The sequence below is a fragment of the Amycolatopsis sp. NPDC034160 genome (assembly GCF_055575355.1).
This window is the reverse complement of the sequence record NZ_JBVISU010000036.1, coordinates 1-21,138: the sequence shown is the minus strand read 5'-3', so window position 1 is coordinate 21,138 and position 21,138 is coordinate 1. Positions and strand designations below refer to the sequence as shown.

At 67.8% G+C, this 21,138-nt stretch carries 19 protein-coding genes and 1 pseudogene; 12 read left to right on the top strand and 8 right to left on the bottom strand.

Annotation, left to right across the window (positions count from 1 at the left end; genetic code table 11):
• On the top strand, positions 1–2,298 hold the full coding sequence (locus tag ACZ54P_RS39190; RefSeq protein ID WP_465466679.1) for an ATP-binding protein: 2,298 nt from the start codon (positions 1–3) through the stop codon (positions 2,296–2,298).
• Between the two features lie 22 nt (positions 2,299–2,320).
• On the opposite strand, the gene ACZ54P_RS39185 is transcribed toward ACZ54P_RS39190, so the two are convergent.
• Positions 2,321–3,019 (bottom strand): esterase/lipase family protein, encoded by a 699-nt coding sequence (locus ACZ54P_RS39185; protein ID WP_465466678.1) that lies wholly within the window; start codon positions 3,017–3,019, stop codon positions 2,321–2,323.
• Positions 3,020–3,225: 206 nt separating this feature from the next.
• Between ACZ54P_RS39185 and ACZ54P_RS39180 the strand changes: the two genes are divergently transcribed.
• Positions 3,226–3,462: a hypothetical protein gene (locus tag ACZ54P_RS39180; protein ID WP_465466677.1), complete on the top strand. Its 237-nt coding sequence runs from the start codon at positions 3,226–3,228 to the stop codon at positions 3,460–3,462.
• A 6-nt stretch (positions 3,463–3,468) separates the two neighbouring features.
• Here ACZ54P_RS39180 and ACZ54P_RS39175 read toward each other — a convergent pair whose 3' ends face one another.
• Together ACZ54P_RS39175 and ACZ54P_RS39170 are read right to left on the bottom strand one after the other, a co-directional pair.
• Complete coding sequence (locus ACZ54P_RS39175; RefSeq protein WP_465466676.1) at positions 3,469–4,410, bottom strand: hypothetical protein; 942 nt, start codon at positions 4,408–4,410, stop codon at positions 3,469–3,471.
• Positions 4,411–4,616: 206 nt separating this feature from the next.
• Positions 4,617–4,967, bottom strand: coding sequence for a helix-turn-helix domain-containing protein (locus ACZ54P_RS39170; RefSeq protein ID WP_465466675.1), 351 nt, complete (start codon positions 4,965–4,967; stop codon positions 4,617–4,619).
• Between the two features lie 814 nt (positions 4,968–5,781).
• Here ACZ54P_RS39170 and ACZ54P_RS39165 point away from each other — a divergent pair.
• The 6 genes from ACZ54P_RS39165 (at position 5,782) to ACZ54P_RS39140 (ending at position 12,168) form a co-directional block, all read left to right on the top strand.
• A complete protein-coding gene (locus ACZ54P_RS39165; RefSeq protein ID WP_465466674.1) occupies positions 5,782–6,042 on the top strand; it encodes a hypothetical protein in 261 nt (86 codons plus the stop codon).
• A 653-nt stretch (positions 6,043–6,695) separates the two neighbouring features.
• On the top strand, positions 6,696–8,330 hold the full coding sequence (locus tag ACZ54P_RS39160; RefSeq protein ID WP_465466673.1) for a fatty acyl-AMP ligase: 1,635 nt from the start codon (positions 6,696–6,698) through the stop codon (positions 8,328–8,330).
• Entirely contained in the window at positions 8,323–8,586 is a 264-nt protein-coding gene (locus tag ACZ54P_RS39155; protein ID WP_465466672.1) for an acyl carrier protein, read from the top strand. Before ACZ54P_RS39160 ends, ACZ54P_RS39155 begins: the two co-directional genes overlap by 8 nt.
• A gap of 5 nt (positions 8,587–8,591) precedes the next feature.
• Positions 8,592–8,903 (top strand): hypothetical protein, encoded by a 312-nt coding sequence (locus ACZ54P_RS39150; RefSeq protein ID WP_465466671.1) that lies wholly within the window; start codon positions 8,592–8,594, stop codon positions 8,901–8,903.
• Entirely contained in the window at positions 8,903–11,746 is a 2,844-nt protein-coding gene (locus ACZ54P_RS39145; protein ID WP_465466670.1) for a WXG100 family type VII secretion target, read from the top strand. Before ACZ54P_RS39150 ends, ACZ54P_RS39145 begins: the two co-directional genes overlap by 1 nt.
• Before the next feature lie 20 nt (positions 11,747–11,766).
• The gene (locus ACZ54P_RS39140) at positions 11,767–12,168 is read left to right on the top strand and encodes a hypothetical protein (protein ID WP_465466669.1); all 402 of its coding nucleotides are present in this window, start codon (positions 11,767–11,769) and stop codon (positions 12,166–12,168) included.
• A 4-nt stretch (positions 12,169–12,172) separates the two neighbouring features.
• Here the strand turns inward: ACZ54P_RS39140 and ACZ54P_RS39135 are convergent, their stop codons facing one another.
• Positions 12,173–12,661 (bottom strand): GntT/GntP/DsdX family permease, encoded by a 489-nt coding sequence (locus ACZ54P_RS39135; RefSeq protein WP_465466668.1) that lies wholly within the window; start codon positions 12,659–12,661, stop codon positions 12,173–12,175.
• On the opposite strand from ACZ54P_RS39135, the pseudogene ACZ54P_RS39130 reads away from it, so the two are divergent.
• Together ACZ54P_RS39130 and ACZ54P_RS39125 are read left to right on the top strand one after the other, a co-directional pair.
• Positions 12,651–13,454 (top strand): annotated as a pseudogene (locus ACZ54P_RS39130) (isocitrate/isopropylmalate family dehydrogenase). The gene ACZ54P_RS39135 and the pseudogene ACZ54P_RS39130 overlap by 11 nt on opposite strands.
• 170 nt (positions 13,455–13,624) lie before the next feature.
• Positions 13,625–14,506: a manganese catalase gene (locus ACZ54P_RS39125; protein WP_465466667.1), complete on the top strand. Its 882-nt coding sequence runs from the start codon at positions 13,625–13,627 to the stop codon at positions 14,504–14,506.
• Positions 14,507–14,586: 80 nt separating this feature from the next.
• Here the strand turns inward: ACZ54P_RS39125 and ACZ54P_RS39120 are convergent, their stop codons facing one another.
• Complete coding sequence (locus ACZ54P_RS39120; protein WP_465466666.1) at positions 14,587–15,027, bottom strand: hypothetical protein; 441 nt, start codon at positions 15,025–15,027, stop codon at positions 14,587–14,589.
• 121 nt (positions 15,028–15,148) lie between these two features.
• Between ACZ54P_RS39120 and ACZ54P_RS39115 the strand changes: the two genes are divergently transcribed.
• Positions 15,149–16,273: a serine hydrolase domain-containing protein gene (locus ACZ54P_RS39115; RefSeq protein WP_465466665.1), complete on the top strand. Its 1,125-nt coding sequence runs from the start codon at positions 15,149–15,151 to the stop codon at positions 16,271–16,273.
• A gap of 313 nt (positions 16,274–16,586) precedes the next feature.
• On the opposite strand, the gene ACZ54P_RS39110 is transcribed toward ACZ54P_RS39115, so the two are convergent.
• Both ACZ54P_RS39110 and ACZ54P_RS39105 read right to left on the bottom strand, forming a co-directional pair.
• Entirely contained in the window at positions 16,587–17,072 is a 486-nt protein-coding gene (locus tag ACZ54P_RS39110; protein WP_465466664.1) for a universal stress protein, read from the bottom strand.
• 7 nt (positions 17,073–17,079) lie between these two features.
• Positions 17,080–18,657, bottom strand: coding sequence for an MDR family MFS transporter (locus tag ACZ54P_RS39105; protein WP_465466663.1), 1,578 nt, complete (start codon positions 18,655–18,657; stop codon positions 17,080–17,082).
• A gap of 86 nt (positions 18,658–18,743) precedes the next feature.
• On the opposite strand from ACZ54P_RS39105, the gene ACZ54P_RS39100 reads away from it, so the two are divergent.
• Positions 18,744–19,325: a TetR/AcrR family transcriptional regulator gene (locus tag ACZ54P_RS39100; RefSeq protein WP_465466662.1), complete on the top strand. Its 582-nt coding sequence runs from the start codon at positions 18,744–18,746 to the stop codon at positions 19,323–19,325.
• Between the two features lie 182 nt (positions 19,326–19,507).
• Here ACZ54P_RS39100 and ACZ54P_RS39095 read toward each other — a convergent pair whose 3' ends face one another.
• Positions 19,508–20,725 (bottom strand): glycosyltransferase, encoded by a 1,218-nt coding sequence (locus ACZ54P_RS39095; RefSeq protein ID WP_465466661.1) that lies wholly within the window; start codon positions 20,723–20,725, stop codon positions 19,508–19,510.
• Between the last annotated feature and the right edge of the window lie 413 nt (positions 20,726–21,138).

Below are 21,138 nucleotides of genomic sequence, written 5' to 3'. Positions count from 1 at the left end.
ATGTGGACTGATTCCCACACCGCGGACGCGCCCCCTGCCTGGACGGAACTGGCCACCTACGTCGGCAGGCAGGCGGAGGACGCCGAGGTACGCAGGCTGCTCGGGTCCGCGCGCTTGGTCACGTTGACCGGCCCGGGCGGGGTGGGGAAGACCCGCCTCGCCGAACAGGTCGCGGCCAGGATCTGCCGGGCGTTCGCCGACGGCGTGATCGGCGTGCCGCTCGCCGAAGCGCGCGACGAGCGCCTGCTCGCCGGGCTGATCGCGCACCGGCTCGGGCTGCACGACCGGTCGCTCCAGCCCACCCTGCACACGGTCGCCGACTACCTGCGCGGGAAACAGCTTCTGCTCGTGCTCGACAACTGCGAGCACCTCGTCGCGGGCTGCGCCGAGCTGGTCACCACCCTCTTGCGCCACTGCCCGCGGCTGGTGGTGTTGTGCACCAGCCGGCGGTCCCTCGGCGTTGCCGGTGAACACGTTCACGCCGTGCCGCCGCTGACCGTCCCCTCCGGACACACCACTTCCGCGCGGGAGCTGGCGGCCAGCGAGGCCGTCCAGCTGTTCGTCGATCGGGCCTGCTCGGTATTGCCATCGTTCCGGCTCACCGACGACAACGGGCCGGACGTGGCCGAGGTGTGCCGTCAGGTGGACGGGCTGCCACTGGGCATCGAACTCGCCGCGGCCCGGATCCGGGCGTTGTCGCCGCACCAGATCGCGCGGCGGCTCGAAGACCGCCTCGCGGTGCTGAGCACCGGCTCACGCACCGTGCCCGAACGGCAGCGCACCCTGCGGGCGACGGCGGACTGGAGCTTCGCGTTGTGCGCCGAGGCCGAGCGGGTGGTCTGGGCGCGGTGCTCGGTGTTCGCCGGATCCTTCGACTTGGCCGCGGCAGAGCACGTTTGCGCGGGCGGCGTACGCGGTGAGGACGTCCTCGCCGCCGTCGACGGTCTTATCGACATGTCGGTGCTGCAGCGAGAAGACGCCGGTACGACCGTGCGTTACCGGATGCTGGAGACGCTGCGCGGCTACGGTCACGAGCAGCTGGTGGCCCGGAACGCGGATCGCGAGGCCGCTCGTAAGCACCGCGACCACTATGACCGGCTGACCCGCGAAGCCGACACCGAATGGTTCGGGCCACGCCAGCCGGAATGGAGAAACCGGCTGCGCGCCGAGCACGCGAACCTCCGCGTCGCACTGACGTGGTCCCTCACCGAACCCGGCGAGGCCGCTGTGGCGCTGCGCATGGCGACCCGTGTTTCCGAGTTCTTCGTAATGAGCGGCGCAGCGCGCGAAGCCCGTGAGTGGATCGAACGCGCGCTGGCGGCCGTGGACGAGGACGATCCTGGGCGGGCGCTCGCGTTGAGCACCTCGGCGTTGTGCGCGGTGTTTCATTCCGACCTGCCCCTGGCCCGCGCCCGGCTGGACGAAGCGGCGGCCCTCGGCACCGCCGAGGCCGACGCGCACATCAGCTATGTGCGGAGCTTCGCCGCGATGTTGTGCACCGAGCCGACGGTGGAACTGGCCGCGAAGGCGGTGAGAGCCTTCGCCGAACGGGGTGAAGTCCGCAGGCAGATGCATCCGCTGTTCATCCTCGGCATCTCGGTGGCTTACCGCGGCGACCTCGACCTCGCGCGGGCACTGCTGCGCTGGATGCTTTCGCTGTGCGAAGACGCGGGGGACACCCACTACCGTTCGATGGCCCTCTTCGGAATCGGTGTCGTGGAGGTGTGGTTCGGTGACGTCGATGTCGCCGAGGCGGCGATGCGTGAGGCACTGCGGATCGACCTGCGTGCCGGCGACAAGCTCTCGGCCGCGTACCGGGTCGATGGGCTGGCCTGGGTCGCGTCGCGGCAGGGCGGGCACACGAGAGCCGCCCGGCTTTTCGGCGCGGCGGCGACCATGTGGGAGCGCTGCGGAGCGACTCCCGATGTCGCCGTGGCGATTCCGCACCGATGCTTCCGCGACGCCACTCGCGACGCCCTCGGCGTCGAGCGGTTCGAGCGCGCGTTCGCCGACGGAAGGTCGATGACCCCGGCCGAAGCCGACGGCGATACCGGTGACGACCGCATCGAGGAGACCTCGCGGCTCACGCGTTCGTCGTCCCCGCTCACCCGCCGGGAAGCCGAGGTCGCGGATCTGGTCGCCGAGGGAATGACGAACCGGGAAATCGCACGCCGTCTGGTCATCGCCCAGCGCACCGCCGACACGCACGTCCAGCACATCCTGACGAAGCTGGGTTTCGCGAACCGCACTCAGCTCACGGTCTGGGTCATCGAACGCCGCGCGGCCCACGAGAACTGATCCCGTGGGCTGCGGCGTCCGGTCACGCCAGCGCCTGCATCACCAACTCGGCGACCCCGTCGTCGCGCAGCATCGCGAGGTGACTGACTCCGGGCACCTCGATGTTGCGCACGCCGTCCAGTTTCGAACTGGTGGCCGGGGTGACCACGCCGTCGTTCGGCGACCAGATGACGGTGCCCGCCACGGCACCGGGCAATGCCTCGCCCGCGTTGAGTTTCGTGAGGAATGCGGAGCCCGGCCGCATTTCGCGGCAGGTGACCTGCCACCCGCAGAGACCCGCGTTGGCGGTGCCGTTGTTCGGTCCGGCCAGCGAGACCCAGTCGTCCACCTTGCCGGCGCACGCGCCGTACTTGACGCAGTAGCGGCTGTTGAGGCTGCCCATCGAATGGCCGACCAAGTCCACTTTCGACGCACCGGTGCGGCTCAGCACCTCATCGACCTTCGCGCCGAGTTGTTCCGCGGTGACGACGTTGGACTGCGTCGTGGTGTTGTAGCCGAACGTGAAGACCTGATCGTCGCGGTACCCGGCCTGCTTCAACGAGGCAGTCAACTCGGTCCAGTTGCCCGGGCTGCCGAACAACCCGTGGATCAAGATCACCGGATCGCGTTCGGCGGCCACCGGCGAATCCGCCGCGGCGGGAACCCAGGACTGGACAAGGACCCCGACGGTGGCCATGGCGGCCACCGCGATGGCCGCCACACTGCGGCGCGCACGCTTCATGAGATGTTCTCCTCGCACCTGGCCGAGACCCTCGCGGTCTCGGTGACAGGCACACACCGTCTCGTGATCGCGCCGCCGGGACATCGCCAGAACTACGGAGTTGTCCCTACGTACGTGAAGGCCCCCTTCCTGTACCTAGGCGCAAGGAAGGGGGCCATCATGTACTTCGACAGGGCGGCGCGTGCGGCCCGGAGGGTGGTAGCGGAATGAGCGGCTTCGCGAAGTGGACTCTCGGTATCGGCCTCTTGCTCATGGCCGTCGCCGTGCTGTGCTCGGTGCTCGACCTGATCCCGGCCTCGGTGATCACCGGTATCGTCGGCCTGATCGCGCTCTCCATGGCGGGGTACGAGATGATCAACGACTGGTTCGAGCGGGCCGAACTGCGCCGCCGGGGCGAGAAGGCGGCGGCCAGGACGGCCCGCGACCGCCAACAGGACAGCTGAGTGAACTCAGGCCGTGCAGTTCCTCGGTGAACTCACGTTGACCTTGGCTCCGGTGAACTCCTCGATTATCGCGATGTTCTCCGGCGCGTAGTTCTTGGCGACGATCTTGTCCACGTCCGCACTGCCGAGTTTGGCGGCATAGGACGCGGATTGGTCGAGCCAGTACGCCGACCGGAGAAACTCGACGAGCACCAGTTCGCGCAACGCGGGTTCGGCTTTGATCTTGGTCCAGTAGCCGGCGTGCTTCGCCTTGGCCGTGCGCAGGTAGAGCAGGAGATAGCGCATGTTGGTGGCGACGATGTCCCGGGAATTGCTCGCTCCCACGCCCTGGATGTACTCCGCGACGACCGTCGCCGCGGGCAGTCCCATGAGTCCGGCGTTGAGTTCCGCGAGGACTCCCTGGAGGCGATACGTTCCCTGCTGCGCGTCCCGCAGGTAGATCTCGTCCATGGAGGCGGTGAGCTTGTCCGTGATCAGCGGCAGGATTTCGCGGCGGTGGAATCCGCCGTGCAGCGGCACCTTCATCGCCTTCCGGGACGCGTTGATCCACGCGGACATGTAGACGTCCCACGACGTTCTCGACGGATCCAGGTCCCACATGTGGGTTTCCTCGTGAATGGCCACCATCAGGGATTCGGCGAGGGCGTTGAAACTGGATTTTTCGACGAACTGGCTGAAATACTTGTCGTTGGCTTGAGCGATCGCGAGGCCTTCGCCGCTGGGCCACCGTCGTTTGTACACGGCTTGGATCGTCTGCAACCACTTCGAAGACTGGAAAGCGGCCTTGATGTCGCTTACATCGGCTTTGGGCTGCACAGGTTCTTCGTAGCAGAACGCGGCGCGCGTCCCACCTGGGTCCGAAGCGGGTTGTGCGGCGGCGACGGGAAACTGGACGAGGGACAAGGCGAGGCAAGCGGACAGCAGTGAAACGCGGAATTTGCGGCGCATGAGGACCTCGGTTCACGGTAGGACTTCCGTGGGTCAAGACGGAAAGTGTCCCCTACTCCGCACCGTCGTCTCAATGATATCGCTTCGCATACGACTGGACAGCCTAGGTGTTACGGCGGCGTACGGAGGAGCGAACTCCCGCTCCGGACATGCGAACGGCACGCGGCGCTGAAGCCGCGTGCCGAAGGGGCGGAGAGAGAGGTTCGTCAGTCGCGCGTGTTGCCCTCGTTGGCGAGGCCTCGGGATCGGTTGAGGTTCTGGGCTTCGTGGAGCTGGTCTTCGAGGGTGACGATGCGGCAGGCGGCGTCGATGGCGGTGCCCTGGTCGACCATTTCCCGCACCCTGGCGGCCAGGCGCAGCTGGTGCCGGGAGTAGCGACGGTGCCCGCCGGCGGACCGTTGCGGGGTGATCAGGCCGGCCTCGTCGAGGCTGCGCAGAAAACCTTGGGTCGTGCCGAGCATGTCGGCGGCCCGGCCCATGGTGTACGCGGGGTAGTGCTCGTCGTCGAACCTGTCGGCCCCGCTGGGCGTGGCCGGTCCTTCTTGGTCAGGGATCATTCCACCTCCACATCACGAAGGGCCCCGGGTGCCGAACGGCACCCGGGGCCCTCAGGGTTGGGTTTCACCATTGTCAACCGGCGTGTTGCCCGGCTTCCTGCACCCGCGTCCGGCGGAAAGCCGGACCTTGCGGGGATCGCTCATTCGTGACCGAGAACCACCTCCGAACTCGATGGAACTGCGGCACCCGCGCAGCACTACCTGGCCGCTGCGGGCGATCCAATGATGACTCCGTTCCCTTCTTTCCTGTGTTTTCCACTTACTGGGTACTGCGACTTCACTTACCGGTACTGCAACTACTGATACTGCGACTTCACCTACTGCGAACGTCACTGCTGGAACCCTTTCACTGATCGGTCCCAGCACGCTGACGCCGCTGGTCACTGCCCGGAGCCCCGTTCACTGATCGACTCCGGGCACCTGACCGGTTCTGCGAACTGCACTTGCCAACTGCTGATACTGCTCAACTTCGGGTACTGCACTTCGGGTGCTGCTACTTCATACTGCTGAACTTCGGTACTGCCACACTTCGATACTGCTCCAGGACCGGTACTACCTGGTAAAACCTCTTCACAACACGGTCCTGGGGTACTGCTCCCGGTCACCAGTCGGAACCTGTTCCTTGATCGGCTCCGTCCTGCCTGACCGCCTTGTCTCACCTCGCGGGTAGTTACGTTCTCTCCCGCGCCTGCTTGACGTTGTCTCTCTCGGTACGAAGAGAACTCTACACACACCCGTCGTTGAATGTCTACTCCGGTCAGCATAGATTTTCTGAGGCGTGTCGGACGGAGTACGGGAAGAGGGGCTCACGGGCATGAGTGACGAGGTCATGCGGGATCCGCTCGACGAGCGCTACGGCCTGGTCGAGGTGCGTGACCTGGACGAGTACGCCGAGGCCCTGACCCGGCTGCTGGAGCGGGGGCGCCGGGAGCGGTTCGCGGCGTTGCTGTCGGAGGCCGAGGCCTACGCGGCGGCGGAGCTGCTGGGCCGCTTCGCGCAAGTCGAACCCCGTGGAGCGCTGAACCAGCTGGCCGCGTCGCTGGCGAGCCGCCTCTACAGCCGTCTCGGCGCCTGAACGGCGGCTTCGGGTCGTGAGTGCCAAGTGGTGTTCTATAGAGGGTTAAGGCATACGTGGTGTGTTGGGGCGGGATGGTGGCTTGGGTGACGTGGCGCCGTACTCGCGTGCTTGGAGCCGGGTCTCGCGTGCTTGGAGGCGTAACACCCGAGTGCGGGGTCCAGGCACGCGAGTTCCGTCTCTGAGCACGCGTGTTACGCCTTCCGGCCTGCCCCTCACCCCGGCGACCAGGCCCGCCCGCAACCACGACACGCTTGTCTTTTTCTCAATAACTACGTGAAGGGGGCCTTCACGCGCCGCCGTTTGCGACCCTCAAGGCGGACCCGCAGTGGTGTACCTGCGCCTGACCTGCGCGAGGGTGGTGGTTTGCCCGGTCTCACACCTTGATCAAGGGGAGATTCGGGACACTCAACGTCCCCGATCTTCCGTTGACCAAGCTCGTGCCGATCACGACCGGTGGACCGGCAACCGAGTGGGGAGGATTCCGGACGTCCAACGGCCGAAATCCTCCCCACCGGACCGCACCGGCAACCCGCACACGCTCCACACCAGTGGGTAAACAAATACGAGCCCTTCAAGGAGCCCTTCACGGCACGAGGGGTCGCCTACCCTCACCGGAACGACCCGGATCGCTCACGAGTAGGTTGCCGTCGGTGGATGTTCCGGAGCAGGTCCTGCGCACCTCGATCATCGAGCGGTTGTTCGCGCGCGCCGCCGATCCGCGTCCGCTGTTCACGCATCAGGACCACAGCGCCGGCGTGGACACCACGCTCACCTGGACCGAATTCGTGTCCCGGGTCCGGGAGGTCTCGGGGGCACTGCGCCGGATCACGCGGCCGGGTGACCGCGTCGCCGTGCTCACCGGACAGGACCTGAACTACCCCCTCGCGTTCTACGGGGCACTCGCCGCCGGGCTGGTGGCCGTGCCGTTGATGGCGCCGGGCAGCCGCGCTCAACGGGGCAGGCTCACCGGGGTCCTGGCCGACTGCGACGCGCGGGTCTGGCTGACTTCCTCGGCAGCCGCCGCGAAAACGCGGGAGGCCGGGACACCCGAACATCTCGTGGTGGTCGACGAACTCTCCGGGCCCGGCGCCGATCCGCTCCCGATCACGCCCGAAAGCCCCGCCTATCTGCAGTACACGTCCGGGTCGACGCGGGAGCCCGCCGGCGCGGTGATCCCGCACCGCGCGGTCGCCGCGGCCTGCTGGCAGGCGAGCCGGGCCTACGCCGTCGACGAGGACACGACCTGCGCCGGCTGGATCCCCTTCTTTCACGACATGGGGTTGATCCAGCTTCTGTGCCTGCCGGTCTTCGCCGGGGCGCGGTCGGTTTTCATGGCACCCGCGGAATTCGTGCACAAGCCCGGGAGATGGCTGCGTCAGCTGGCGGACCATCCGGCCGTGTTCACCGCGGCGCCGAACTTCGCGTTCGACCTCGCCGCCGACGCGGCCGTGGAGGCCGGTGACGACCTCGATCTTTCGGACGTGCGTGTCGCGCTCAACGGCAGCGAGCCGGTCCGGCCACGCACGGTCGCCCGGTTCCACGAGGTCTTCGGACCGCGTGGGTTCCGGCCTGAAGCCCATCGCCCGTCCTACGGCCTGGCCGAGGCGACCGTGTACGTCGCGAGCGCGGACGAGACGGGACCCCGGAGCGCGGTGTTCGACCGCGATGCCCTCGCGCAAGGCCGGGCGATCGAGGCGCCGGACGGCAAGGAACTCGTTTCGGTCGGCCGTCCGCTCGGACAGCGGGTCCGGATCGTCCGCGACGGGGTGGCGCAACCGGACGGGACGGCAGGGGAGATCTGGATCCACGGTCCGAACGTCGCGGCAGGCTACTGGGGACGCGGCGACGCCGCCGCGTTCGAAGCCGGACTCGAAGGGATCCGCGGCTGGCTGCGGACCGGGGACTTGGGCGTCTTTCACCGCGGCGACCTCTACATCACCGGCAGGCTCAAGGATCTCATCGTCATCGACGGACGCAATTTCCACCCGCAGGACATCGAGGCCGTCGTCGGCGAAGCACATCCAGCGATCCGCCGAGACCGCGTCGCCGCTTTCGGAGTGTCGGACGAAATGGGCGAAGGGGCAATGGTGGTGGCCGAATGGGCAAAAAACGCCGAAGTCGAGGTCAAAGAAGTCACCAGGACGGTACTGCGGGAAGTGTCCCGCGAATATGATCTGACGTTGCGTTCTGTCCGGCTGGTTCCCTCCGGTGACCTCCCGCGCACGTCCAGTGGCAAGGTCGCGCGTGCGGCGGCGAAGGCACGTTATAGTCGGCGCCGTGGTTGATCACCGCGCGGAGGTCGTGAAGGTCGTCAGCGAGACTTTTCGGATTGATCCCGCCGAGATCGAGCTCGACGCACCGCTGGAAGAACTGGGCGTCGACTCCAAGGGACGGATAAAACTCCTGTCGGCGCTGGAGATCTACCACGACGTGAGAATCGACCTCGACCAGCTGGACCGGTTCACCGACATCGGGTCGGTGGCCGAAGTGCTCGCCGAGGCACTCGGCGACAAGGCCGACGGATCCGACGAAAGGCGCTGAAAAGAATGAGCGGGGGCTTCACCGCGGCGACCGATGCGCTTTCATCGGCGTCGAAGAACATCGGAAAGCTGACGGAACAGTTGTTGGAAGACAACCCGGATCTGTCGAGCACACCGGTGAACGCGGCCGGTTTCGGCCAGGCGCACGGCGATCACGCGAAGAAGTACACCGACGGCGTGGCGGCGTTGTGGGCGTCGGTCCAGGGGTACAGCACCACGCTCGGTTCGTTCGGCACGAATCTCGGCACCGCCGGCACCACCTACGGCACCAACGAAGACGAGCAGCGGGACAAGATCACCAAGACGGGGATGCGCTAGTGGCCATCGAAACCTCCTGGACCGACGTCAAAGCCGTCCTCGACGACCCGGCCGTTCCCGCCGAGAAGAAGACCCAGCTCATCGGCTCGTGGATGCGGACGCATCCGGCGCCCCCGCCCTGGACGGCGGACCAGGAGCCGGAGGACATCAAGCAGAAGCGCAAGGAAGCCGAGAAGTACATGGCCTCCTACAACGCCCATCCGTTCCTGCCTTACGACGATGACGTCGACAAGGTCTTCAAGGACGCGAAAGGCGCGGGCGATCAGGCCAGCTTCAACCGCAAGGCGGAGAAGAAGGCCGTCGACGAAGGCAACAAGAAGCTCGACAGCGCCAAGGAACCCACCGCGGAGGGCGCCGGGACCAAGACGTCGGACGAGATCTTCGACGCCGCCGCGCCCGCGCTCAAGGTCTTCGAGACCTTCGGTTCGCTGCTGGCGAAGCTCCCGGAGGACTGCCGGGGCACGACTCGCGCGCTTGATTTCGAGAAGGACATCAAGAAGCCCTTCGACGAGCAGCGCGGTATCAGCTTCAAGAACTTCGTCGACGACGCCGCCCACTTCAAGACCGGGTCGAAGACCGTCCAGAAAGCCATCGACGACACCGGTTCCCAGCTGAACACCCTTTACGGGACCTGGACCGGGGCGGCCGCGGACGCTTCGTCGGACAACTACAACGAGAAGATCCTCCCCAAGGCCAAGAAACTCTCCGAGACGCTGAACAACGCGAGCGAAGCGACACTGCACACCACCGCCACGGTGTTCAAACTGTGCAAAGGCAAGGCCGACACGGTCATCGACCTCTACAAGGAGATCGTCGGCAAAGCGGACTTCCCGATGGCGCAGAAGGTCATCGCCATCGCCGCCGGGGAGAAGAGCGGCAAGGAGGACCTCGGCGCGATCGCGGGCTGGATGGACGTCAACTTCGGCTCCAACCTGGTCCAGCAGCTCAACAACGACGGCTGCTGCGACGACGACGAGTTCAAGAAGGCGGGCCAGAACCTCGCCAAGCAGTGGATCCAGAGGCAGTTCATCCCGGAGATGTGGGACATCATCTACCAGGGATTCGCCAATTCCTGCAAGGAAACCAAGGATTTCGTCAACCAGGCCTACGACGAGCTCGACAAGGTCATGGGCAAGGTCAAGAACGAATTCGAAGGCGGGGACAAGGGCGGCGCGGGTGGTTCCGGCGGCACTGGTGGCCCCGGCGGCGGATCGGGTGACGGCGGTCCCGACTTCACCGGCGGTCCCGAGTTCACCGGTGGTACCGGCGGCGGTCCGGGTGGGTCCGGCCAGGGCGGCGGCCGGGGAGGGGAGCCCGGCGGCGGAACCGGCGGTGGCCCGGACCTCACCGGTGGCGGCGCGGGCGGCTCCGGTGGTGGACCGGGCGATGGCACCGGTTCGGGAGGCCAACCCAAGCCTCCGCCGATCCCGGAAGTGAACCTTCCGCAGGGCGGCGGCCCCGGCGGTGCAACACCGGGCGGTGGCGGATCCGGTTCCGGACCGGACGCGCCCAAGGACGAGACGTCGCCCTCGAGTTCGGCCCCGCCGCCGTCGTCATCCGGCGACGAGCAGAAAGCGGCCGCCGAAGAGGCGAAGAAACAGGCGGCGGCAGCTGCCGAAAACGCGAAGAAGCAGGCTTCCGAGGCGCTGGGCAAGCTCGGCGACGGTCCCGCTGGCGGGGGCCTCGGCGGGGTCGGTGGAAGTACGGACGCGGCCGCCGAAGCCAAGGCGGCAGCCGAGAAGGCCACCGAAGAGGCGAAGAAGCAGGCGTCCGAGGCACTCGGCGAACTCGGTGACGCCCCCGGCGGTATGGGCGACAACGACGCCAAGGAGCCCGCCGAAAAGGCCGCCGACGACGCGAAGAAGAAGGCTTCCGAGGCGCTGGACAAGCTCGGTGACGACCTGCCCGGCGCGGACGGCGACAAGCTGGCCGGCGACAAACCCGGTGCGGACGGCGACAAGGCCGAAGACGGCGAACGCGAAACCCTCAAGGTCAAACAGGGCGACAAGACCTTCGAGATGACCGAGCCGGACGAAGACGGCGAGATGGAGATCAAGGTCGGCGACGGTTCCGGGCCGGCCAAGGACTTCAAGCTCGACTGGACCGGCGACGGCGACGAGTCCAAGCTGGGCTCCGCTCCCGGGTCCGACGACGGGAAACCGGACAAGGACGGTGTGCACCGCCCCGGTCCGGACGGCAAGATCCACATCCAGGACGGCGACGTGAAGATCACCGCCGAACGTCCCGAGGGTCCGTCCGGTCCGACGGTCGTCACCGTCGACGACGGCACCGGCAAACCGACCACGTACACCCTCGGCGAGGACAATCCCCGCACGGACAAGGCCGCGCATCCGCTCACCCCCATGACCGGGACAGCGCAGCCGGAGCCTCGTCCGGGGCTCGCCCCGCACGGCGTCACCCCCTCCGGAGATCTCGATGGTGACAGCATCGCCAGTGGCGGCGGTGGTGCCGGAAGCGGGGGTGGCGGCGTCGGTGGCTCCGCGGTCGCGACCCCGTTCGAAACCGGGACCCCCGCGGCGGCCCAGCCGTTGACCGAAGGCGTGCACACCGGCGGCGGGACACAGCAGCCGCATCACGTGGCTTCGGCCGCCGCGCCCGCCGCGGCGGGCGCGACGGCCGGGCAGCCGTTCGGCGGCGGTGCGATGCCGCCGATGGGCGGCATGGGCGGCGGTGGCTCGGGCGGCGGAGGCGGTGACCAGGAGCGCACCAACCGCGCGTACCGGATCGAGGGCGAGGTGTTCGACCAGATCAACGAGCCCACCGGCCGGATCACCGGTTCGCTGCTGGACGACGAGGATCAGCCTGCCGCCCGCAAGCGGTGAGCCGGAGCAGGGGAGAACAGATGAGCGCCGATGACACCTCCGGGATGAAGGCGACCCTCGACGGTCTCGTCCGTGAGCAGGCGGAGCGCCGGGCACTGCGGGATCAACGAGCCGAAGAGATCAAGGCCCGCTCGCAGGAGTTCATGACCAAACAGGTCCAGACCGCCCAGCGTTACGTCGAGCACCGGCGGGAACTGGGGCAGCGCAAGACGAAGTCCGGCTGGAGCACCGACCGGTCGCACGCGGAGCCTGGCGCCGGGTCGGCGTTCGGTGAGACGCCGAGGTTCGACGACGCTCCGTTCACCGCGGAGCCGCCTCCCGCCCGCACCGGACGGGACACACCCCGGCGGGCTTCCCGGCCCCGGCCGATGCCGGCGGACGACGAAGACGACGCCTTCCTCAACAACCGTTGGCGCGAGTGACCCGTCAGAGGGCGATGTCGAGCAGCAGGGAGATCGGCAGGGAGGTCACCGAGGCCAGCGACATGGCGACGGTGTGGGTCTTGAACGTGCCCCGGGCGCTCAGTCCGAGCAGCGATGGGAACATCCAAAAGAAGTTGCTGCTGACGTGAGGAAGGAACAGCGCGCCGGAGCAGGCCGTGAGGGCGACCAGCACCACCGGGACGCCCAGTGAGCTCGCGATCGGTGCGAGGATGCCCGCGATGTGCAGGATGGCGGAGAGCCAGCCAGACGAGGACCAAGGCGGCAGGAAACCGGTGCTGAACGAGCTCGCCAGCACGTCTCGCAGTACCGATTTCCCGATCACCTCGGCGACCGAGCCACAGAGCCCGGACAGCACGAGGATGGGCCCTGTCATCGCCAGCGCCTTGCCGACGGCGGCGTCGGCCTGCTGACGGGAAAGGACGCGCCGGGCGAGCGGAAACGCGAGCCCGGCGCCGATCGCCATGGTGATCATCGGCTCGCTCAGCAGCGAGACGGCCCCAGCGGGAACCGGAAGGCTTTGGCGAGCGCGCCGAGGATCGCTCGCCGCCGTCGGCAGGCGGCACGGGATCGAGTTCATCTCTGACTCCTTCGACTGGTCCTGCGAGCGCTACCTGGCCGAGGGCGCGATGATGCCCGCCGACGGCCTCGACCGGATCCGGCGGCACGACGCGGTCCTGCTGGGCGCGGTCGGCAGGCCCGGTGTGCCGGACCACGTGTCGCTGTGGGGGCTGCTGATCCCCATCCGGCGCGGCAGTACGTCAACCTGCGTCCGGTGAAAGTGCTCGACGGGGTGACCGGCCCGTTGCGCGGCACCGGAGACGTCGACCTGGTGGTGGTGCAGGGGCGGTGTTCACTCGTAAGGGGGTCACTCGGGTCGTCGAGTACGCCTACGCGCTGGCCGGGGAGCGCGGGCATCACGTGACGTCGGCGACGAAGAGCAACGGGATCGTCCACACCATGCGGTTCTGGGACGAACTGGTGGAAGAAGCGGCCCAGCGGCATCAGGACATCCTCAGCGATCTGGCCGCCGCGGTGGCTGGGAGCATCGGCGTCGCGCCTGCGGCGAACCTCAATCCGGAGCGGGAGTTCCCGTCGATGTCCGAGCCGGTGCACGGTTCCGCCCCGACATCGCGGGGCAGGACAAGGCCGATCTGCTGGCCGCCGCGTTCGGCGCCTTGGCCGACAGCATCCGCACCGCCGACCTCGGCGGAATCGCCGACACCGCCGGGTTCACCCGGGCGGTGCTGGACCGGTTGGATGAATGATGAACGCCTTCGTGTGAAGGGGTGAGCCCTGGGTACCCGGCGGACTGTTCGTTGGTTGCGGGCTGGAGAAAACCGTCCCGGAACCTTACCCGACCCAATCCGTTGCGCTCGTTCCGGAGAAACCCCTTCGTCGCCAGGCGGCGCTCCGGCGGGCTCTCATGGAGGTGTTCATGTTTCGCCATACCAAGCTTCTCCAGTTCGAAGCCAAGCCCGAGAAGCCCGACGCGTTGTACGCGCGCAAGCTTCAGGAGCTGATCGGCGGCGCGTACGGCGAGATGACCGTGACGATGCAGTACCTGTTCCAAGGCTGGAACTGCCGGATCGAGGGCAAGTACAAGGACTTGATCATGGACACGGCGACCGAGGAGATCGGGCACGTCGAGATGCTCGCGACGATGGTCGCCCGGTTGCTGGAGGGTGCTCCGGCGACGACGATGGCCGAGGCGGTGAAGGATCCCGCGACGGCGGCGATCCTCGGCGGGATGGACCCGCAGCAGGCGATCATTTCCGGTGGCGGGGCGACCCCGAGCGACAGCCAGGGGTATCCGTGGAACGGCCGGTACGTGGTGGCCAGCGGCAATCTGCTGGCCGACTTCCGCGCCAACGCGGCGGCCGAGGCACAGGGCCGGCTGCAGACGGCGCGGTTGTACAACATGACCGACGATCCCGGCGTGAAGGCGATGCTGCAGTTCAACCTCGCCCGCGACACCGTGCACCAGAAGCAGTGGCTGGCCGCGATCGAGGAATTGAAGGCCGACGGTCTGGAGAGTGACATCGCGCCGACGGCGTTGTTCGACGAAGAGAACCAGGACCACAACAACACCATCTGGCATCTGTCCGACGGTCCGGACGGGGACAAGGGTGGCTGGAGCTTCGGCGAGGAAGGGATCGAATACCTGCACGATCCAGAGCCGCTCGGCGGTCCGGGCACGGCGCCCAAGCCCGATCCGGCCCTTTACGGCACCTACGCGCCGATCCAGGACGCCGTCGGCACCGTCAAGGGGAAGGCCAAGGAGGCGAAGAAGAAGGTCACCAAGAAGAGCAGCCGCTAGCCTTGAACCAGGAAGGCCGTGAAGGCCTCCTTCCCTACCTTGAGCGTAGGGAAGGAGGCCTTCACGGACCGCCATACTTTTCAGGTTCGCGCGGTCCTCGATCGCATGGCCAGCCAGATCTCGTGCTGTCCGGCCGTTTTGGCCCAGAGCTCCGCCAACCCGTCGGTGCCGATGTCCGCCAAGGGGACACGGAAGTCCAGCAGTGTCTCGGCGAAATCGTCCAAAGTAGACAGTGTGCGGCGCTCGGTGCCGCCGCGCGTCACCGAGCGCGCGCGAAGGGCCAGTTCGCGGCCGTCGCGATGGTGCTGCGCCACCAGTACCCTGGCGAACGGGGAGTCCGCCGGCCAGGTCCGCGCCCGCTCGGCGAATTCGGCGAGTTCGCGGGGCTCGGTGCGGAAGTCACAGGAGGAGATCGTGCCCTCGCGGCTTGTCGGGCGAAGGCACTCGGTGACGCCAAGGAGCTTCTGCGAACGCGAATGGACGTGGTCGCGAGCTGCAACCCTGAGGCGGCCCCTGCCCATCGCTCCTCCTTCAGAGGTAGGGGCATAGTCCTTGAGACTGATGCCGGATGAGGCGATGCTTCGTAGTTTTGCCGGTATGAAAAGAACTTCAGTGATCGCAGCCGCTCTTTGCGTGGCCACGGTGGCTTCCCCGGGTCTCGCGACCGCGGCCCCGAACACCGCGAATCCGCTGAGGACGACGTTGCAGCGTGACGCCGACGCATTGGTGGCCGGCGGTTCGCCGGGGGCGCTGGTGGAACTGACCACCACCGACGGCGGCGTCAAGGTGCGCGGCGGCCACGGCGATCTGGGGGCCATGACCCCGATGCCGTGGAACGGACACTTCCGGATCGCCAGTTTCAGCAAGACCTTCCTGTCCGCGACGATGCTCCAGCTCGTCGGCGAGGGACGGCTTTCCCTGGAGGACAAGGTGGATCGGTGGCTGCCCGGGGTGGTGAGCGGCAACGGCAACGACGGCCGCGCCATCACCGTCCGGCAGTTGCTGCAGCACACCAGTGGCCTGCACGACTACATGGCGGAACTCGACATCTTCACCGAGAGAGGCTTTCTGCGGCACCGATTCGACCGGCTCAGCGCCGCCGACGCGGTGAAGCTGGCGATCGGCAAGGTACCCGATTTCGCGCCTGGGACGAACTGGGGGTACTCCAACACCAACTTCGTGCTCGCCGGGATGGTGACCGAGAAGGTGACCGGCCGAAGCTGGCAGAAGGAGATCACCGAGCGGATCATCCGTCCGCTGGGCCTGCGGGAGACCTCGTTTCCTTACACCTCACCGTTCCTGCCCGCGCCGTCAATGCGGGGCTACGCTCGGTTCGTGGTGGAGGGCTCGAATCCGCCGCGGCTCGGGCGGCGGGTGGACGTCACGCTGATGAATCCGGCGATGGGCGGCGGTGCCGACGGTTCGCTCAACAGCACCACCGAGGACGGCAACAAGTTCCTCCGGGCGTTGATGAGCGGCAAGGTACTCGAACCCGCTTTGCTGGCCGAGATGAAGAAGACCGTGCCCGCGCCGGGACTCGGCGCGTACGGGCTGGGTCTCGTCCGGACGGCGGGCTCCTGTGGCAACTACTGGGGCCACCATGGCGCGCTGCCCGGCTTCCTGACGGGTAACGGCGTGACCGAGGACGGCCGGCGCAGCGTGATGGTGTCGCTGAACAGCAGCACTCCCTACAATCCCGGCGCCGAGCCGCCGGAGGGAGGCCCCTTCGCGTCGGTGATCGACCATGCCCTCTGCGGCCGCGGTTGATCTTTCCGCGAAGGCTTCTTTCCCCACCTTAAAGGTCAGGGGCCGGGCAAGGTCGCCTAACCGCCGTTCGGCACCCCGGTCAGAGCGGGACGAGGCAAACGTGTCGTGGTGAAGCCGGCGCGAGCGGGCTCACGCGGGAGGCTCAGTCCGACTCTTGACAGTCCAGAAGGGACACTCCAACACAAAAGCGCCCGATTTGGGTGGCTCGCACGGTTTCGCGAGGGGGTCGTGAGTGATTTGGGTCGTTCTAACACTCACGACCCCACGCGGAACCGTGCATAGAGACACTAATCGGGCGACGGCGGAGCGGTCGTCAGGGCACCACCAGCACCGGCCAGTGCCCGGCCTTGATGAGCTTCGTCGCCACCGAGCCCGCGAACCGGTGACCCGCCTTTTGTGAGGCGCCGACCACCACCGTGTCGACCTGGCCTCGGTCGGCGGTGTCGCGGAGCACGGTATACGGATCGCCGTAGGTCTTCAGGAAATTGACCGGCACTTCCAGTTCTTCGGCGGTGGCGCGGATTTGCTCGCGGAGTTCGGCGTACAGCTGCAGTGTCGTGTCGTGTTCCACGGTCGCCGCCACCGCCGGGCTGAGATTCGTCAGCGCCGTACGGGAGACGACGAAGGCGACGATCAGCCTGCCGCCCTCGCGCCGCGCCATGCCGAAGGCGAAGGCGGCCGCCCGCATCGCCGTGTCGGAGCCGTCGACCCCGGCCAGGATGGCCCGCCCCGAGTGGTGCCGGGGCGGGCCGAAACGCTCCACAGTGGACTCGAAGGCCCTGGTCGCGTCGCCGTTCATCGCGCGCCTACCCGGCGACCGCGTCGGACGCCGGGGCTTCCGTCTTCGGCTCCACGTCGAGGGTGGTGCGCAGGGTGAGCGGCTTCAGCAGCAGCGCCGCGATCACGCCGACGACGCCCACTGCCGCGGAGATCAGGAAGATGTGCGCGGTCGCGTCGCCGTACACGGTGTGCACGATCGTCTGGACCTCCGGTGGCAGCGCCTTGAGGTTCAGCGCGCTGACACTTCCCGTCGACGCCTGCCCTTCCGGCACGTGCAACGCGGTGGACAGATCGGCGGTGACCCGGTTCGCGAGCACCGCGCCCAGCACCGAAACCCCGATGGTGCCGCCGAGCGACCGGAAGAAGGTGACCGACGCGCTCGCCGCGCCGAGGTCCCGCAACGGCACCGTGTTCTGCACGGCGAGGACGAGGTTCTGCATCGTCATGCCGACACCGATGCCGACGACGGCCATCGCGACGCCGACCAGCCACAGCGGCGAGGCGTGGTCGACCATGCCCAGCCCGAGGAAACCGGCGACCAGGATGATCGTGCCCGCCACGATGTACGGCTTGATCCGGCCGGTGCGGCTGATCAGGCGGCCGGACACGGTCGAGGACACGAGCACACCCGCCATCAGCGGGATGGTCAGCAGACCCGCCTCGGTGGGGGAGTAGCCGCGGCCGACCTGGAAGTACTGGCCGAGGAACACCGCGCCGCCGAACATCGCCATGCCGACCGCGAGACTCGCGATGATCGCCAGCGCGGGGGTGCGCTGGGTGACGATGTGCACCGGGACGACGGGTTCGCGGACCTTCCGCTCCACCAGCACGGCGAGGACGAGGAGCACGACACCGCCCGCCACCATGACGGCTGTCTGCCACGAAAGCCAGTCGAAGGCGTTGCCGACGAACGAGACCCAGATCAGCAGGACACTCACGCCCGCGGCGATGAGACCGGCGCCGAGGTAGTCGACCTGAACGTTCTCCCGGCGCACCGTCCCCAGCTTCAGGGTCCGCTGCAGCACGATGAACGCCGCCACCGCGATCGGCACACCGACGAAGAAGCACCACCGCCAGCCCAGCCACGGCACGTCCACGATCAGCCCGCCGAGCAGCGGGCCGCCGACGGTGGCGACGGCCATGACGGCGCCGAGGTAGCCGTTGTAGCGGCCACGTTCCCGCGGCGGGATGATCGCGGCGATCACGACCTGGACCAAGGCCTGTAGACCACCGACGCCGATGCCCTGGAAGGCGCGGGCGGCGATCAGCTGCCCGGTGTTCTGGCTGAACCCGCTGATCATCGACCCGATCACGAAGAGCACGATCGCGACCTGGACCAGTGTCTTCTTGTTGAACAGGTCGGCGAGCTTGCCCCAGACCGGGGTGGTGGCCGTCGCCGTCAGCAGGGTGGCCGTGACCACCCAGGTGTACTGGGTCTGCGTGCCGTTCAGCGAGCCGATGATCAACGGCAGCGCGGTCGAGACGACCGTCGAGCTGATCATCGCCACGAGCAGCGCCAGCAGCAGGCCGGACAGCGACTCGAGCACCTGGCGGTGCCCCATCGCGCCGGACGTCGCCGTCGCTGTCGTTCCTTCGGTCTTCATGGCGTCCCTTCGGGCGTGCGGACAATTGTTGCTCACTGTGCAAACTTGCACAGTGGGAACTTTATTCCCCTCGCTACGCTGTCCTGGTGGACACCCTCGACACGCTCCGTACCCGCAAGAAGGCGGCGACGCGGCACTCACTGCACGAGGCCGCGCTGCGCCTGGCGATGGAGCACGGTCTCGACGGCGTGACCGTGGAGGACATCGCCGACGCGGTCGGGGTGTCCCGGCGGACGTTCTCGAACTACTTCGCGAACAAGGAGGAGGCGATCCTGCACGCCGACCGCGAGCGGACCGGCCTGCTCGTGTCGCTGGTCGAAGGCAGGCCGCCCGGTGACAAACCGCGGCAGGCACTGCGCGCGGCGTGCCGCGAGCTGTATCGGGCGCGTCCCGTCCCCGACCGTGAATGGGTCGCGCAGTTACGGCTGCTGCGACGACATCCGTCGTTGCTCGCACAGCAGGCCAGCGATCACTTCGCGCTGGAGCGCGACCTGACGGCCGTGCTGCTCGCCAGGGGACACGGTCTCGATCAGGAGCTGGCCCGGCTCACGGCGGCGACGTTCCTCGCCGCCTTGCGGACGGCGAACGTGCTGTGGCTGGAAGGCCCGGAAGATCAGCCGCTGCCCGATGTCGTGGACCGGGTGCTGAGCCGCGTTCAGGTCCGCTGACCGATCGCGCAGGCCGTCGTCACCACCGTGGTGGCCGCGCGGACGAAAGCGGCGACGGCCGGTGAACGTCGTGGGCTCCAGGTCGTCGACGACCAGGTAAGCCTTGAAGGAGCCGCCCGCTCAAACCGGCCGTCTCGTGAGTGGTAATGACGGTTAGAACCGTCATTACCACTCACGAGCCGTCACGCCTTCTTGGCCAGGTCGAAGAGCATGTTCGCGGCCACGGTCGCCCCGTCGGTCCGCATCGTGCCGGCCACGGCCTTCGCCCGGTCGCGCGTTTCGTCGGTCAGGGCAGTCGTGAGCGCGGCGGACAGGGATTCGACGGTCGGCGTCGGATCCTGATGTGCCGCCCCGATTCTCAGTTCGGCCACCCGGGCGGCCCAGTACGGCTGGTCCGCGATCCGGGGGACTACCACCTGTGGCGCGCCGGCCAGGGAGGCCGTCGTCGTGGTACCCGCACCGCCGTGGTGCACGACGGCGGCCACCCGGCGGAACAGGGCCTGCTGGTTGACCTCGCCGACGACGAAACAGTCGTCGGCGTCGTCGATCGAGGCCAATCCGGCCCACCCGCGGCCGAGCAGGATCCGCCTGCCCTGCGCCCGGATCGCCTCGACGGCCACCCGCGCGATGTCCTTGGGCGCGTGCGCGGCCATGCTGCCGAAGCCCACGTAGACCGGCGGCGAACCGGCCTCCAGGAACTTCTCCAGCTCGTCCGGGAGGGGGCGGTCGTCGGGCCGGAGCCACGCTCCTGTTTGGACGAGTTCGGTGTCCGTCATCCCTTCCGACGGACACAACGTCGCGTCCGCCGCCAGCCACGGCCGGTCGGTGAAGACGTGGCCGCGGACGTCGTCCACCGGTGGCAGCCCGATCGCCGCCCGGTGAGTGTTGAGCGCCCCGCCGTACAGGGCGTTCACCCGTTCCGCGTCCTGCCGCCACAGCGTCCGGTTGTCGGTCTCGCCCTCCGGGGACGGCGTGCCGGGACGTGCCCCCGGCGGGAAATGCCGCGACGGATGCCCGAAGACGTGGAACGCCGCGTACGCGTACGGGATGCCCAGTTTTTCGGCCACGTCCCGCGCGCCGGCGGGCAGCAGGCCGGTCGCCAGGAGCACGTCACACCCCTCGGCCGCCGTGGTCAGCGTTTCGAACCTCGCGGCGACCAGCGCCGGGGCGAGCTTCAGCGCGTCTTCCCCCGTCGGCGGCTTCGGGCCGGCGACCACCGAGTGCACCGTCGGCCCGAGCGGTACCAGCGGCACGTCGGCCCGCTCCAGCAAGGCCACGAACTCGTCGTCCGGCGGCGCGCTTATCCGCGCTTCCGCGCCCAGTTCCCGCAAGGCCATCGCGAGCCCGACCAAAGGCTCGACGTCCCCGCGTGATCCCCACGACGTCATCAAAACACGCACTTGGCGACTCCCCTTTTCGCAGGTTTCTGCTTCAGGGCGGCAATTCTGGGTGATGACCCCGGCCTTGCCGCAAGCCCCCCTGTCCGCTATAAATTGAAGGGGGCGAGGAAAACACTTCTTCCTGCCATGTCCATTTTGGACGCGCAGCGGCTCCGGGAGGCCGCGAAAACTCCCGAATTCTCCTTTTCGGCTGGAGCCGGTGCGCAACGCGAAAGCCACCGCGTGCGTGCAGGCCGTAGCGCGTCATCACCCGGTGGAGGACGTTCTTGTTGAGGGGTAGGGCGAAGGTGTCGCGAAAGCCACTTTCGGGACATCACGTGTCCTGAAAGTGGCTTTCGCGACACGGGCAGCGGGCGTCGCCTTCGCGGGAACGCGCACCGCATAGGTGGCATGCCCTGGGGTCAGGCTTGGTG